Annotated in this window: 14 protein-coding genes; 13 read left to right on the forward strand and 1 reads right to left on the reverse strand. The window is 44.0% G+C overall.

Annotation, left to right across the window (positions count from 1 at the left end; all coding sequences use genetic code 11):
• Positions 1-12 precede the first annotated feature (12 nt).
• From MHH49_RS21835 to hcp, 6 genes are all read left to right on the forward strand, one after another.
• Entirely contained in the window at positions 13-738 is a 726-nt protein-coding gene (locus MHH49_RS21835) for a LytR/AlgR family response regulator transcription factor (RefSeq protein WP_076100278.1), read from the forward strand.
• The gene (locus MHH49_RS21840; RefSeq protein ID WP_076100280.1) at positions 739-2061 is read left to right on the forward strand and encodes a sensor histidine kinase; all 1323 of its coding nucleotides are present in this window, start codon (positions 739-741) and stop codon (positions 2059-2061) included.
• Between the two features lie 110 nt (positions 2062-2171).
• Complete coding sequence (locus MHH49_RS21845; protein ID WP_036688777.1) at positions 2172-2780, forward strand: CPBP family intramembrane glutamic endopeptidase; 609 nt, start codon at positions 2172-2174, stop codon at positions 2778-2780.
• 200 nt (positions 2781-2980) lie between these two features.
• On the forward strand, positions 2981-3538 hold the full coding sequence (locus tag MHH49_RS21850; protein WP_036688775.1) for a cysteine hydrolase family protein: 558 nt from the start codon (positions 2981-2983) through the stop codon (positions 3536-3538).
• 188 nt (positions 3539-3726) lie between these two features.
• Positions 3727-5127 (forward strand): MFS transporter, encoded by a 1401-nt coding sequence (locus tag MHH49_RS21855; protein WP_143758664.1) that lies wholly within the window; start codon positions 3727-3729, stop codon positions 5125-5127.
• 93 nt (positions 5128-5220) lie between these two features.
• Positions 5221-6513, forward strand: coding sequence for a hydroxylamine reductase (hcp, locus tag MHH49_RS21860; RefSeq protein WP_036688774.1), 1293 nt, complete (start codon positions 5221-5223; stop codon positions 6511-6513).
• A 137-nt stretch (positions 6514-6650) separates the two neighbouring features.
• Here hcp and MHH49_RS21865 read toward each other — a convergent pair whose 3' ends face one another.
• Complete coding sequence (locus MHH49_RS21865) at positions 6651-7409, reverse strand: SDR family NAD(P)-dependent oxidoreductase (RefSeq protein ID WP_076100281.1); 759 nt, start codon at positions 7407-7409, stop codon at positions 6651-6653.
• Between the two features lie 135 nt (positions 7410-7544).
• Between MHH49_RS21865 and MHH49_RS21870 the strand changes: the two genes are divergently transcribed.
• From MHH49_RS21870 to MHH49_RS21900, 7 genes are all read left to right on the forward strand, one after another.
• A complete protein-coding gene (locus MHH49_RS21870) occupies positions 7545-7916 on the forward strand; it encodes a MerR family transcriptional regulator (RefSeq protein ID WP_038572105.1) in 372 nt (123 codons plus the stop codon).
• 289 nt (positions 7917-8205) lie between these two features.
• Positions 8206-10137: an AraC family transcriptional regulator gene (locus MHH49_RS21875; RefSeq protein ID WP_076141040.1), complete on the forward strand. Its 1932-nt coding sequence runs from the start codon at positions 8206-8208 to the stop codon at positions 10135-10137.
• 426 nt (positions 10138-10563) lie between these two features.
• On the forward strand, positions 10564-11136 hold the full coding sequence (locus tag MHH49_RS21880; RefSeq protein ID WP_036688772.1) for a hypothetical protein: 573 nt from the start codon (positions 10564-10566) through the stop codon (positions 11134-11136).
• Between the two features lie 68 nt (positions 11137-11204).
• Positions 11205-11822, forward strand: a complete 618-nt coding sequence (locus MHH49_RS21885) for a hypothetical protein (protein ID WP_341138473.1) — start codon at positions 11205-11207, stop codon at positions 11820-11822.
• Positions 11823-12003: 181 nt separating this feature from the next.
• A complete protein-coding gene (locus tag MHH49_RS21890; protein ID WP_036688766.1) occupies positions 12004-12753 on the forward strand; it encodes a hypothetical protein in 750 nt (249 codons plus the stop codon).
• A 37-nt stretch (positions 12754-12790) separates the two neighbouring features.
• Positions 12791-13357 carry a hypothetical protein gene (locus MHH49_RS21895; protein WP_341138474.1) on the forward strand — a complete coding sequence of 189 codons (567 nt, stop codon included), beginning with the start codon at positions 12791-12793 and terminating at the stop codon, positions 13355-13357.
• Positions 13358-13420: 63 nt separating this feature from the next.
• Positions 13421-13972, forward strand: a complete 552-nt coding sequence (locus MHH49_RS21900) for a DUF4303 domain-containing protein (RefSeq protein ID WP_341138475.1) — start codon at positions 13421-13423, stop codon at positions 13970-13972.
• Positions 13973-14015: the final 43 nt, after the last annotated feature.

Consider the following 14015-nt stretch of genomic DNA (forward strand, 5'->3'; position numbering starts at 1 on the left):
GGGATACATAATATGAATCTTAACATTGCTATCTGTGACGATCAGAGGCAAGATGCCTCGCGGTTGGAAGAATTACTCAAGAAGCAGATGACTAGCCTGCAAGGGATGACCGCCTCTATTGAGATTTATGAATCAGGCCAAACCCTGCTTCAGACAATGACGTCTACCGCATACGATATAGTTTATCTGGATATGGAGATGCCCGAGTATAACGGTATAGAAGTCGCAGAGAAGATCCGGCTCAAAGATGCCAGGGTATTAATTATTTATGTCACCATTCATACAAGTTATATGAGAAGAAGCTTTGCGGTTCATCCCTTTCGCTATTTGCTGAAACCTATTGATGAACATGAACTGCAGACCGCCACAGTCAAAGCCATTCAGCAATGCTTGCAAAGAAACAATGTGCTGACATTCTCAATCCATCATATGAGCTATAATTTAAGGGTAGATGATATTATGTATATCACGGTAGAACGAGGTAAAAAGTTGGTCCTTTATACTGAACAAGAGACTTACTCGTATTATGGTAAACTGGGAGAGTTGGAAGGACAGCTGGGATCACATGATTTCTGTCGCGTACATACGGGATTCCTGGTAAATTGGCTGCATGTTCGTTCTTTAAGCAAGGAACTTATTCAGCTGAAGAACGGGGTGGAACTTCCAGTCAGCCGCAGTAAAAGCTCTGATTCTTTACGGTCTTACCATGCCTTTATAGAAAAGAGGCTCTTAAGATAAATGTCTTTCATCCGGGAGATTAGTCCTTACTTTTTTGGTGTATTTATGCTCATCCTTATATATGTTCCGCAAGGGGTCACATTTTATATTTTTCTCAAGAAATTTCTAATCCTGAACAGGAGCAAAAAGTCATTTATAGGCTGTCTTATTATCTTTTATATGGTTAAATCGCTTACTGCTGCTAGCTTATCTCTAGTTGATTCGGTCATCCTTCACCTGATTGTGTATAGTCTGATTACTATTGTTTATTTCCGCGGCAGTGTGCTACAAAAGCTGTTCTTTAGCAGTTTCTATACAGTGTTTACGGTTGTTATTGAAATGTTGGTATGGTATGGGATTCAGCATATCCCGCTCAATACCGGTGGAATAAATGAAGCTAATTTTTGGTGGTTATCTTTTTCTTTCCTATTTGTTATCTTGCTAAGCATCATGTTATGTCTGCTATTGTTGCGGTTATTCAAAGTGGACACCACTACGTTATTGTCGAATCAGGATTGGGCTGTGTTGAATCTTGTTTCGGCGGGTTCTTTGCTTATTATTATTGTGAATCTGAGACATTCCAGTGATAAACCTTTTAATATTCCGCTTGATTTTGTATTCATCCTGCTTGGGATTCTTGTAATTAATGTGGCTGTAATGTTTATATATCAAAAGTTAATGAAACGGATGCAGATCGAATTCCATAATCATGTGCTTCAGCAGCAAGTGAAGGATTACACGAGTAAACTGAAAGATAATCAGGAAGCACAGCGTTTGCGGCATGATCTGAATCATGTGCTGATCCTTATTCATTCTCTGCTGGATGAAGGCGCTTTAGAAGAAGCCAAGCGATATATTGCAGAGGTTGCTTCGACACAGGAGGCGGGAGAAAAGTTTATTTCTTCTGGAAATATCGCTATTGATGCCATTTATAATGAGAAATTCGCAAAAGCTGAGCTACATCAAGTTACAATGCAATCTCATTTTCGCATCCCGCAGGACCTGTCACTTGCAGGCAAAGAGGTTGATATTGCAATTATTCTAGGCAATGCATTAGATAATGCAATTGAAGGGGTTCAGAGATTACCAGAGTCAGAGCAGAATGTTATTGAGCTGGAAGTAATTTATACCGAAGGGTTATTGGTGATTTCTTTAAAGAATCCTGCATCTCTGCTTACAGAGGACGGGCAGGGCTCTTTTTTGTCCAGCAAGCGGAACTTTGGGAGTAGAGGGTTCGGAATCGAAAGCATTGAGTATGCGGTTCAACAGCTTCAAGGAAGCGTCAGTTTCAGATATGAGAATGGGCAGTTCATGATGTTGGCGGTATTACCACTGCCTGAGTAGCAATCCGAAACCAACTACTCCACCTAACTTGCAAGTTACGGTCTCTTCCCGCGGGCAAGCAGCGGTCCATGATATATTGAGGCTGTTCTTATTAAAGGGAGGGTATTCCGTTGACATTGTCATTGCTCATCAGTGCAGTCCTTCAGCTCATCTTATTCAGCATCATTCCCTATACATACTGGTTTTTTACAAGCAGAACAACATCATCCTTTGCCATGTGGATTGGCTGGAAGAAACCCCAATTGATTTCTAGGAAGCAGTTCATACTATGTTTTATACTTACGATGACTATATTCACCAGTCTGGGAATGCTTACAGCAATCTACATGCTGGATAGGAATACTTTGGCCAGCTCACAGTTTTATGGTACAGGTCTTAAAGGTTTGATTCCGGCATTGATTTATTCTTGGTTGCAGACTAGCTTGTCCGAAGAGATTCTGTTCCGCGGCTTCATTGGAAAACGGTTAAGTTCGAAATTCGGATTCGGAATTGGAAACTGTGCTCAAGCTTTATTATTTGGTGTCGTACATGCTGTGCTGTTATACAGTAGTGCCGGATTTTTGAATTCTGCTGTTGTAATGCTTCTTACGGGTCTTGTGGGTTGGAGTATCGGAATATTGAATGAGAAGTTATCCGGCGGTTCGATCATTCCAGGTTGGGTCCTGCACGGGCTGACTAATCTGATTTCCTCCATTTTTATGATGTATCAATGGATGTAGCGATCAAAGTTTTTAGAGAGTACATTTTAAAAATATGGTAAACTAAAAAAGTCTTAAATTATAAGATTAAAGTTTATATACCATTTTTATTGGGAGGTAGATATTATGAAAAACAATGTCAGCTTGCAAAATTATATGGGGAAAACGTTTAACTGATCAAGCGTGTTAGCGTTCCCCACCATTCGAAAGGGGAAAATCATTTGAATCAGGTATTATTAATCATCGATGCACAACAAGAATTAATGGATGGAAACGAAAAGGAAAGTGCGGTATTCAATAAAGAGCAGCTTATCCGGAATATTAATAAAGTGATTGAACAAGCAAAAGAAGCCAATGTCGAAGTTGTGTTTGTTAGGGATCTTGATGTCGCTGAAGGAACAGGTGCAGGCTTTCAAGTGCACAATGAAATCAATAGGTCTGTAAATGCCAAAATCTTTGATAAGCTGGCAACGAATTCTTTTCACGGAACTGAACTGCTACAATATCTGAAAGATCAGCAGATTGAGCATGTGGTCATTATGGGATGTAAAACTCAACACTGCATCGATACTGCGGTTCGGACGGCTACGGTTAGCGGCATGGATGTTACATTGGTCGGAGATGGTCATTCTACAACGGGCAATGATGTTTTAAGTGCAGAACAAATCATCAAGCATCACAATAAAACATTACATGGGCACTACAATGTCGAACATTTTTCTATGGTCAGAAGTTCCGAAGAAGATTTGTTTCGCCCAACGCATGACTCTTATAGATAATAATTCAGAGGCGGCACTTAAATGTGCCGCTTTTTGCTGTTTTGCATTACCTCTGATTTTCCTCACCTATTCTGATAGACATATTCGCCTAAACCATTTCCATCCCATCTTTATGGGATTGTTCTTGCAAGGGATCTACTTATAATTGTTAATAATTCTTAAACAATATGAGTAGGGACGGGATCAACATGATAGCAGCAAAAGATATAGAGTTTAAAAGCAGACACGGGCAGCGGCTGGGGATGATGGCGGCTATTTGTATGGGGGCGTTTATTTCCCATTTTACAGCCGGAATTGTGAATGTGTCGCTTCCTTTTATTGTGGATTATTTTCAGACAGAGCTTGGGAAGGGATTATGGATCACAACAGGGTATCTGCTAGTGATTACGGCACTTCTTCCTGTTATGGGGAAACTGGGCGACCGTTATGGTTTTCGCCGGATTCACAATCTTGGATTTGTGATCTTTACTGTGGGTTCCATCCTGGTCGCTTTTTCACCTAATTTACCAATATTGCTAACGCTCAGAGTTATACAGGGAGTAGGAGCTGCGATGTTCCAAGCAACTAATATTGCGCTCATCACCATTCATATGCCGAAAGAGCAAAGAGGACGTGCACTCGGAATTTTAAGTACAGCTGTCGCACTGGGCGGGATGACGGGACCTATAGCGGGAGGTTTGATTGCAGAGTGGCTGAGCTGGAAATGGTTATTTTTAATCCATGTTCCTGTGGCGATTGTGGCTACAATTATGGCATATCGGTACATACCCAACCGTGTGCAAGAGCGCAAACCGGGTGCTATCAGCTTCGTGGGGGCCAGCTTGTTTATGGCATTCATCACCTTGGTTCTTCTCGTAATAACAAATGGGAGCAAATGGGGCTGGGTGTCCGTGTGGACGATGACAAGTTTGGTGGGGGGGTTCTTGTTACTGATTACTTTTCTATTCTGGGAACGGAAGCAAAAGAATCCTTTTCTACCCTTACAAGCTTTGAAAATTCCAACTGTAGCGGGAGGCTTGATCGTTAGCTGTGCCTCTTTTATTCTGTCTAATACATTGCTTGTCCTTATTCCATTTTATTTGATGGGGGCGGCGGCTCCGTTCTCGTCATCTACGACAGGATATATTATGGCGGCTTATCCCATTGCCTTGGCGTTTGCAGGTCCTCTCGCAGGCTACTGTTCCGACCGTTATGGCTCTCATCGTCTGATGCTTATGGGACTGAGCTGTATGGGAAGCGGGTTTATCTTGTTGCTGGTGTATTTAGACCATATACCGGTTTATGGAATCGCGGCGATTCTATCTCTTATAGGCCTTGGTATGGGGCTCATTGCCTCTCCTAATAATAGCTTCATTATGCAGCAGACACCTCGGGAATACGTGGGTTCGATTGGCGGATTAATTGCTTTAACAAGAAATGCGGGGATGGTCTTTGGCTCAGCACTTGGACTTGGTGTGATGAGTGGAGAGACAGGACAAGGGAGTCAGTTACAGGCGTTCAAATTGGTTTTTGAGATTAATATTTTCATTTGTTTAGGCGTTATTGTATTAATGATTGTTATAAATAGAAGGTCATTTAAATCTGCTTGATCTAAAAAAATGTGTGTGTAATCACAACTCAAGGTTTGGTGTTCTGTTACGTTGGAAGTAACGAATGATTATCTAGATATGGAGGATAACGATATGTTTTGTTACCAATGTGAACAGACACCGAATGGCGGATGCACCGTTGTAGGGGTATGTGGCAAAAATGAAACCATTGCGAGTTTACAAGATACGATGATTTTTGCATTAAAAGGAATTGCAGCTTATGCGACACATGCCCGGCAGCTAGGATATAGCGACCCCGAGGTGGATCGTATCACCCACGAAGCTTTGTATATGACGTTGACCAATTCCAACTTTAATACGCAGGAACATTTGGAGATGGCGATGAAGGTCGGAGATGCGGCGGTGCGCATCATGGATGTACTGGATCGTGCGCATACGGACCGCTTTGGCATTCCGCAACCAATCACAGTCAGTCAGAACAAAATTGAAGGTCAATGTATTGTTGTGACTGGACATAATTTATATGCGTTGGAGGAATTACTGCGGCAGACAGAGGGGAAAGGCATCAACATTTATACTCACTCAGAAATGCTGCCTGCGCATGGATATCCTGCACTCAAAAAGTATAAGCATCTTAAAGGCAACATCGGCAAAGCGTGGTATGATCAGCGTAGATTGTTTGAGCAGTTTCCCGGTGCAATTCTTGCTACCACAAACTGTGTAATGCCGATTAAAGGCACTTATGCAGACCGCTTTTTCTCATATGAAGTAGCGGGGCTGGAAGGTGTAGAGAAAATAACGGGCGACGACTTCTCCCCACTAATTAATCGAGCGTTGTCCCTACCTGCGGCTGATGTAGAGTCAGATCTGGTACTCACGACCGGATATCATCATGAAACTGTAATCGGGTTAGCACCAGAGATCATTCAAGCAGTCAAAGACGGGCATATCCGCCGGTTTTTCGTCATTGCAGGCTGTGATGCGCCAGGTACGGGCGGGAATTACTACCGTGAGTTGGCGACTTCCTTACCGAACGATACCGTCATTTTAACTACTTCTTGCGGAAAGTTCCGCTTTAATGACGTAGATTATGGCACCGTTGGAGACACCGGTATTCCGCGTTACATTGACCTTGGGCAATGTAATAATTCCGGTTCTACAGTGAAGATTGCCATGGCTCTGGCTGAGGCATTTGAGTGTACGGTGAACGAGCTGCCTGTCAGCATCGTGCTGTCTTGGTTTGAGCAAAAAGCAGTGGCCATTCTGCTAGGCTTGTTCAGTCTCGGCATTCAGGACATCCGCATCGGACCAAAGCCACCCGAGTTCATCTCGCCAGGTGTACTGGATGTGTTGGTAGAGCTTTTTGGATTGAAGCTAATTACTACTGCTGAGGAAGATATGAACGCGATGTTGGCGTTGTCGTAGAGTAAAAATCAAAGGTTGCCGCCCATAAGGGATTGGCAGCCTTTTTTTGATAGGGGATTTAGGAGATACATCATTGTCGAAGCACGGCGATCCGTAAAGGATGATCATGCTTCTTAACTTGCCATTACGAGATGAACTTATCGCGTGCTCGCCACATAATTATAGAGGGTATCTCTCAACTCGAACTCGTACGTCAAACCATTAACAATCCCCACAACATGATCGTTGTCATACAGATCAAGCATGAATACAGCCATTTCCTTCGCGGTATGATATTTCGGCACAGTCCCATGATATTCGAATTCGGGGACATCGAAAGAAAGCTTCGCGAATTCTGTTTCTGTTGCGGCAGGTGCCAGCACTTTAGCCTGCATAAGTGCACCTTGACTCTTCAACTCATGAGAGAGTCCTTCAGTAAAGGCACTCACATAGAACTTAGTCGCACAGTACGTAATGGCATTTCCCACAATCGTATAGCCGCCACCGGATGAAACGTTGATTAATTGTGTTCCTTCAACATTGGAGTAATCACGAACGAATAGAGAGGAAAGGATCGTCAACGATTCAATGTTCAGATGCAGCATTGCAGAAATTTTATCTAAATCTTGCTTGGCCACTGAAGCGAAATTTCCAAATCCCGCATTGTTGATCCAAGTTTCGATTTCGAACCCTTGTAGATCCTCATAAAGCTTATAAGCATTACTAGAAACGGATAAGTCAGTCACTCGAATAACGACAACTACATCGGGGTAGTTATGATTGATTTCAGATTTTAGCTCCTCCAGTTGCTCCCTTCTGCGGGCTGTAACAATTAAGTTTTTACCGCGAGCCGCAAAGGCTAGAGCGGTTTCATAACCTATACCTGAACTGGCGCCTGTAACTACAGTATATTTCATGTGAATTCCTCCGTTTTTACAAGAATATTTAGTGTTTCAACAACGATGTAATCATAAAGCTTAGAGTTTACTCTAAGTCAAATGTTTTTTATAATTATGGGGACTCTTAAAATCAACATAGATTCGGGGGCTTGTATGTATACGATCAGCGATGTAGCCAAATTACTAGGGATTACCGCATATACACTGAGATATTATGAAAAGGAAAAGATTATTGCTCCGATACGGAATGCGAATGGAGAAAGAATATATGATGACTCCAATCTTGCTTGGCTGCGATTTGTGATGAGGTTGAAACAAACCCAAATGCCGATCTCACAAATTAGAGAATATGCGCAGTTATATTTAGAAGGAGAGCATACGGCCCAAGCCCGCTTGAACCTTCTTGAGAATCATAGTAACTCTATACAGAGCCAAATCAGAAACTTAACAGCCACAGAGAAGATGTTGAAAGACAAAATTGCAGCCTACAAAAATTCCCTTACGAAAGAGACAGGCATTCACTAAGCAGGCAACATAAAAGTATGCTAATGATTAAGATAATTGAGGGTTCAAAGAAAGGGCCCTCACGATTCATTGATAGACGCTAGTTCCGCACGTATGTTTGCGGAACTAGCGTCTTTTGCTTTTGGGCTAGACTCCGGCAAAATAGCCGTATGCCTCGCTATTCGCATCCTCGTCTCATTCGGCAATACCTTATTGACAGCGCTAGATGTATTCGTTATTGTGTTTAGAAACATGATTCAATTGAGAATGATTATCTCTTGAGAATTTAAAGGGAGTTTGCGAATCAGCTATGGACGTTCTGAAACTTATACAAATATGGAACCAGGTGATTATGAGTGTGCTGGACGTAAGGCTAAAGCAGGCCGGAACCGAGAACGATTTGAATCAATACCGTTTGCCAGCAAGCGCATTTATATTCGCTTTCCAAGGACAAGGCGAGTTGTGGGTTGATGATGAGGTGTGGCTGTGCGATCGTTTTCATGTACTGCACGCCGGCAAAGGCTCTTTGGTGACGGTTCGGAGCCGAGAAGCGCTGAATGTATATATCGTACTCTACAAAGCGTCTCTCCCCGCTTCGGCCTCGCGCGAATTTCATATGATGATGGAGGAATCCGACCCGTTTCTGGAAAGCTGGGGGTTCCCGCCTGGCGAACCGCTGGCCATGCTCGAGCTGCTTCAAACGATACGCGACGGTTGGCTTAATTCTGACGACGGATTGACCCGGCTGTCGGCCAAGGGAGACTTTATCCGCTTCGTTCACGCTGTCCTGAGGGAGCGTCTGTTCGGAGCCGGTGAGCCATCTTTATCGGAGCAAGTTATTCGGCATTTGTCCAGGAATTACCGCCAGCCGATCTCGTTTGAGGAGCTTGCTCGGCAATTGAATTACAGCCAACAATACATTTCGCGAAAATTTAAAGAACAGACGGGGCTCAGTCCGCTGGACTACGTCATTCGTTTCCGAATGGAAGATGCGAAGGCTCTGCTGGCCGGCACGATAGCAACGCAACAGGAAATAGCATCACATGTCGGTTATCCGGACCTCATTTATTTCAGCCGCATGTTCAAAAAGTATGCCGGCATGACGCCAGGCCAATATCGTAAACGATACGGCCAGTTCGTTTCAGATTATGCAAGGAATATGTCACAATCGTCCGTTGTTCTAAGCCGGTCATTAAGCTATCCTTTTTATGTGAGTGATATTGATTATCAATTTCAACAGGATGGGGCGAATAAAATGACTAGAGCAACCAGAAGTTTTTATGCAGTGATGCTGTTATGTTTGACCGTGATGTTAACAGCTTGTGGTGGGGCGGTGAACAACGGAGGCGCAACGAACAGCCAGGTTGCCGTCAGCGCTTCTCCAACCATGGTCACCCAAGAGTCAGAGGTTTTGACATCTTCGGAGATCAAGGTAGTTAAGACTGCTTTCGGCGATGTCGAGGTTCCTGCACATCCTCAGCGCGTAGCGGCAATTTCTTATCTCGGCACCGTACTTGCGCTGGAAGTCCAGCCGATCGCAGCCGAATCGTTCTTGATGTCGAGTCCTTATCTTGAGGGAATGCTGGACGTCGTGACGGATGTAGGTGACTCATTAGAGAAGCTGCTGGAGCTCAATCCGGATTTAATCATAACGCATAATCCACAGCCTGAGGTAGTCGATAAATATCAGATGATCGCACCTACGGTATCTGTTCCTTACAATCAGTTTGCATCCATTCAGGAGGAAATGATGTATTTCGGCGACTTGCTGGATAAACGCGAGGAAGCGGAGAAATGGAACGAACAATTCGAGAAGGACATTGCAGACATTCGGGAGAAAGTCCAACAAGCCGTTCCCGAAGGAGAGACGCTTTCAATTATGCAAGAGTACGATGGAAACGTGAGCCTTTTTGGTCCGAAGTCGGGACGAGGCGGCCGGCTAATGTATGAAATAATGGGGCTGAAACCGCCGACGACGGTTCCAGAATTTATGCTGAAAGAATCCTACTATGAATTTTCGCTGGAGAAACTTTCGGAGTACATGGGTGATTATTTGATTCTGACGACAGAAGCCAGCTTGGAATCGCTGCAGGCTGATCCGATCTGGGGGACGCTCGAGCCGATTCGCAACAATCGGGTATTTTTATGGACGGAGAACCAATCCTGGTACCGCGACCCAATCGCCGTGAAAAGACAAATCAACGAATTGACCGACTGGATCATGGAGGCAGCGAGTCGGTAACTGCCCAAAGTATGGATTGATCGAACAACGGTAAGTTAAAATCAGAACTTGCCGTTACAGCCAGCGCGCTGATCCGTACCATTAGGGACGACAGGAAATTTTTGAGCGGAAAGTTGGAGAGTGCTGTAATAAGGGTGTGGAATAGTTCGACAGAGGGTGTCCCAAACGTCATAAATTGACGTAGGGATACCCTCCTTTTTTAATGAGTGAGCGAAGCGAGAAGGAGGGAAGGAGCTAGAGATTGTGCTGAACGGACAAGGTTATATCTCTTCCTTTGCGAAGGTTATTTCCAAAATTCAGGTGAAAAGTAGGTAGACTCAGGACAAGCGATCACTATAATGGAAATAAGAGACATTCATAGAGCTGATCAATAGGATATAAATAGAATCCGGCTGAGTAAAAAAAGCGATTAGAGGAGGCCATCTCGTGGGAAGATCATTCGCAAATTTGCATATCAAGTCGAACAACCTTGAGAAGACTGTCGAAGCATTAAGAGAGCTAAGCGAAGGGCATGCCAAAGTATTAGGCAAGTCCAATCATGAGGCTCCAGAGAGCAAAGTTGTCATGTACGTAAGCAAAAGCAACGAGAACTGGATCAGCGTGCTCCACGATTACTTTGTATGGGGTACGGTGAAGGAGGCCGGCAAAACGTTGTCCCAGCTTATCGGGGAGCCAGTGATGACCGCAGGATATATGAATGAGGAAATATTCGAGTTGTCGTTGTTCGAGAATGGAGACATTCAAGCCGAAAAGATCTTTTGTGAACAGTGGACGAGGGATGAATATGAACAACTCCGGGAAGAGCGTCTCAATGATGACTACCTGCGAAAAGCGTTGGATATCCGTAATGAGGATTTTGACGGCTTCATAGACATAACGAGTCCGGGACAAGCCGTAGATAAGCTGTCAGAACTCGTAAGTATGTCTTTATGGAGTGATTGGGAGTGGATCCCGTACGAAGAAACTCTCAGAAAACGATTTGTGAAATATGAATTTTGAAAATACACGAGCAAATGGCTAAGGACAGCTGAGATGACATTTTAGTACATGGCGGTGAGCGAAAAGAAATGGATAGATTAAAGAACAGCGGATTTTATAAGCTTAGATTCTTCATAAGGCCGGAAGAGTTTGAAAGCGTTTTGAAGCTTTTTGAACATAAGCAAGCGCAATTTCATCTAACCAATTATGCCCAGACAGAGCATGATCTGAATCAGGTGTATGAGGCGTATAAGACCTTTTATGATTATTTTACGGCAGAAGAAAAAAGGAATGAGGGTCTCCCTTTCTTTGTTTATTCTATTTCTGTTGCGTCTGATAATGAAAGCTCTGGATTTTTCGCGAGAAATGAAGGTGTCTATTTTCCATATTACGGACAATGGGCAGAGGATGAACTGCCGTGTATCTTGCTATCATTTCCTAAAGGCTTTCAAATAGATTTGGAAGATGAAAAAGGGAAGTATTATATCTATGAGGATATTCGGGACCATAAGCCATTAACATATACGTTTTTCGATGAAATAACGGGTGCTATTAAAAAAATGACAAGGCCGCTTCGCTTCTCGGCGCATGATGCAGATGCTATGAAGGAGCAAAAGCCTTCTGTGCGTATAAGCCATGGTGCGATGCAAGATTTGAGCAAATCGTGGATTTTCAATAAATATGGGCTTGTGATGGGTGGAAAATAGTTCAGGGCAAATGACACCGAAGCACTGGCCAAGCTGGAGAATTCAAAAATTGGGGATTGATATGTTGCACTCTCTAAAATTTCAGTATTATCTTGGATAAAAAAGCTCCTCAACCTGCAATATTTTAAAGAATTCTCTTATTTGGAAGAGTTGCATGTTGGGGGCAGCAGGAGGAGTATTTATGTACATCGTATCTCGGCCAAAACCGCTGTCTGATGACCAAAACCAAGCACTTGCGAAGGAAGATGCCGCTGTTTATCCACCGGGCTACCTCCGGTTTTTGCGGCGATTCGGCGAAGGAACTTACAGAGGGTGGTTGAATGTTCAGCTTCCGGATGCGGAGGTGCTCAAACCTTTTGCAGAGTACGGATTATGGGAGCATGACGAAAACAGCCCCATTACTGAGCAACAGATCGGGGAGTGTATCGTTATAGGTACAACGGTTGACGGTGATTTTCTGGCAGTGTATCCACAGACAGCTGGGCTGCTCTGGCTACCTCGGCATGCGGAGCACGTGAAGGCGATTTTCCTGCAGGCACCGGAGCAGGAAGACGAGGGGATGTACGCTTTGGTGCTGGACGAAATATATCGTCAGGTGTATGGAATCATTCAAGGGGAGAGCGTCTATTATGAACCGTGGACGGGCACTCGCAGCCATCGCTTTTTGCGTTTGCCACAAGGGCAGGACCAGCTTACGCTACCCGAACTGGCTGGATTGTGCCAACATGAATTTCCGCCGGATTTGTTTAATGAGAATGCCTATGCTTGTTTCCTGTTCTACCGGCAGTTGGGAGGCTATGTACGATTGAATTATGCCTACCAGCAAGAGGTGGCCGTCTTCTATGAACAGGATACGGGGCAGGCGTTTGCCGATATGGAGCAGTGGCTCTTGTCGAAAGGCTGCGAAGCGATTTCAGAAAATAACAGCTGATCTGGGTGCTCCTTACGTATGGGAGAGGGAGGTAGGCATGAAACTAGTTTTTACTTTGGATACACATGGAACGTGTGTGGGTCAATTGAGAGATGAACTGCTGCCCTTAGAGGAATTAGCAAATACATGGGAGTTTCCCTATGATATCTTTTTTGTTTTGCGTGTTTTACATGAAGGTTATGGTCGAAAAACATCCAGACGGTTTGATAGCAGGGATCATACCCTCGAATTAGATATCAGCATAAGTTATGAGCAATACCAACGGATGTCCAAGCATGAGCAACGTGAGGGATTAGGTATTCACCTTTTTAACTATTTGTCAGAGTCAGTTGCTAAATATAATAAGCATGCAGATAAGAAAACCCAAAATCAACTACTGGACCTAGTGAAAAAATGGATGCTCGAAAATAATTGGCTAAATGGAAAGTTAAATCAAGCACGGAAACTACTTTCGCAAGACATGGGTCTTTATGAAGTCAGCCAGAAATTGCAGATGCCATTAGAAGAGATTGAGTATATCCTTCTCCGTATGAATGACTATGAGCCAACTGATATTCATCCTGATAACCTTGTAGTAGAAAAAGCGCCGCCATATCATTTGTAGAAGGCTAGAGCTAATAGAAGACATCCTGCCTGAGCGGATCCACTAACGGAAAGGAGGAAGCCGATGCAAGAAATAGAGACGCTGGCGTTAGAGATCGCCGATGCTGCTAGAACGTCTTTTCGCACTCTTTTTGAAAATGGCGAACGTTACTATTACTGTACTCTATACACTACTGGCGAGGGACATGCGCCAAGTATCTCCGCCTGGTCGTGGGAAGCTTTGGAGATGGAAGCAGCCAGGCAAGGAGTGGAAAGTGACACACCGGCATCGACGATTGCGGAACTTATCAAATGGTCTTATGCGGATTCGCCCTATTGTTGTTTCGGCGATGAGAACTTCGATAACGTTAAACAACGATTTACCGAGCGTCCTTTCATTGCGGATCTTGAGAATGACGAAGGGAATCGTGAGTTTGATTTGAGGCTGAAGGCCATGGAGCTGGCGATGAAAATGCTCGATGATGAAGGTGTGTTTGCCTTGAATCAACTGCGAGAGTCAGTATGCGTCCTTGTCGAAGTCATGCCGCCGGATGAGATCAATACTGAGATCGCCCTCCGTTTGAATCGGGCAGAATCTTCGGCTATGCAAGTATGGTTGGCGGAAGCGGCGGAGTAGAAGCATCCGCTTTCGGAAACCGTCTACTATATTCGGATTTAAA

It is taken from the genome of Paenibacillus sp. FSL F4-0122, from assembly GCF_038002845.1.
Lineage (GTDB): Bacteria > Bacillota > Bacilli > Paenibacillales > Paenibacillaceae > Paenibacillus_AQ > Paenibacillus_AQ odorifer.